This window comes from Psychroflexus lacisalsi (assembly GCF_020164495.1).
GTDB lineage: Bacteria > Bacteroidota > Bacteroidia > Flavobacteriales > Flavobacteriaceae > Psychroflexus > Psychroflexus lacisalsi.
Genome location: NZ_JAIQYZ010000017.1, coordinates 1 through 1,675, shown reverse-complemented (window position 1 = coordinate 1,675; position 1,675 = coordinate 1). Strand labels below are relative to the sequence as shown.

At 31.8% G+C, this 1,675-nt stretch carries 2 protein-coding genes and 1 pseudogene; 2 read left to right on the top strand and 1 reads right to left on the bottom strand.

Features of this window, described 5'->3' with window-relative positions; all coding sequences use genetic code 11:
• The first annotated feature begins 172 nt into the window (after positions 1 to 172).
• Both LB449_RS13760 and LB449_RS13755 read left to right on the top strand, forming a co-directional pair.
• A complete protein-coding gene (locus tag LB449_RS13760; protein ID WP_147228830.1) occupies positions 173 to 400 on the top strand; it encodes a PLD nuclease N-terminal domain-containing protein in 228 nt (75 codons plus the stop codon).
• 370 nt (positions 401 to 770) lie between these two features.
• Complete coding sequence (locus tag LB449_RS13755) at positions 771 to 1,487, top strand: hypothetical protein (RefSeq protein WP_224455694.1); 717 nt, start codon at positions 771 to 773, stop codon at positions 1,485 to 1,487.
• 79 nt (positions 1,488 to 1,566) lie between these two features.
• On the opposite strand, the pseudogene LB449_RS13750 reads toward LB449_RS13755, so the two are convergent.
• A pseudogene (locus tag LB449_RS13750) lies at positions 1,567 to 1,675 on the bottom strand (IS110 family transposase); the annotation flags it as partial.

Below are 1,675 nucleotides of genomic sequence, written 5' to 3'. Positions count from 1 at the left end.
ACACAACTGGCGAATATAACCCATACCTCCTCCGGCATGTTTTAATAAACTATTACAATTGGAAGAATTGTAGTAGTTTTACATTAAGGTCTTGACTCGGTACGGGTCATATCCGCTTTACGTTAGCTTTAATGCTGACAATAATTACGTATAAAAATTAAAACAAAAAATTATGAACTATTTTTTAATGATTGGACCTTTTCAACTAATTTTAATATTATTTGTTCTTCTGCCAACGATTATCGCTCTTATTGATATTGTAAGAAATGAATTTTCTGGAAATAATAAAATTGTATGGCTTTTAGTAGTCTTACTCGGAAACTTTTTAGGAGCTCTTTTATATTTTATAATTGGAAGAAAGCAGAAATTGTCAGCAACGAATAAAACAAGTTTGACTTAAAAATAATACGCAGGACTTTTAAGCTCGTTTGCATAATCGGAATTTGAAAAAAGCAACGCAGGAATTGCTGACTCAAACCTGAGTTAAAAACGAGCGGAAATTTATGTTGCGCAAACTATGACAGAATTTTAAGTACAAAACAATGTTGGAATTAAGAGCTGACCGAAAAAATAAAAACGGAATGAATTATGAAGCGAATAAAAAAAGCACTAAAAGCTAACACCATGTATAATTAATTGCTAGGTCACTGCCGACTTACGAAAATTCCGCTGGAATTTTCTATCTGTGATTTATTTGCTAAATTAGGTGCTTAACCACGCAACTAACCATACATAACACGTTGTAAAACATTTAACAAAAACCATAACATTTGAACAAATCAACAGAAATATTTGACACACAACTTAATGAAATAGAGCATTACCGAAAATTTCCTGCAATGCGACCATTTATTGGAAAAAATTACGGAATTAATAATTCTCGAAAAATAATGCTGATTGCTGAAAGTCATTATTTACCACCGAATTCGACAATTAGTCGTAATACTGAAAATTGGTATAATTCAGAACAATCTGATTTAACTTCAGAGGAAATTACTTGGATAAATACACGAAACATTCTGAAAGGAGATTGGAAACCTAATGGACATATGATTTTCAGAGAGTTGAATACTCGACTGTCGGAATTTATGAATGTAGAGGAATTCCGAGCTATGACAAACGTAGTTTTTATGAACGGATTTCAAAGACCAGCACCAGAAACAGGAGATTCTATAAAAAATTTCTGTAAACAGATTGATTATAAAATTGGAGCTAAAACAATTGAGGAAGTTGTAAATATTGTCGAACCAGATTTAGTGATTTTTGTATCAAAATTGTCTTGGGATAAATTAAGATGGAAAATACCAAAATCGGAATTAAAAACTGAATATAATTTTGTTTGCCATCCAGGAACTGGTGGACGATATTGGCACAGTAAAAAATATGAACACGGATTGAAGAAATTTAAATCGTTAATAGAAAAAGAACTGAATAAAAACGTTTTACAACAAAGAACTGAGGTAAAAAACAACTCTTTTCTTAATTAATTTGAGACATAATTATTCTAGGCTCATAGATTCCTTTAATGGATACTTTGAACTTTTTTGTTCCTTTCTATTGTACTCTTTACTTCGGCAATACAGACACGTAAGTTTCATCATACGGCAGCCCTGATTTGGCTATCGCAAAGCATTGTTTTAGTAGCTTGTTGGCCACTGCAATCAGCGCTAGTTTC

Coding starts and splice junctions, on each gene's coding strand:
- LB449_RS13760 (WP_147228830.1), top strand. CDS start 173: ATGAACTATTTTTTAATGATTGGACCTTTTCAACTAATTTTAATATTA.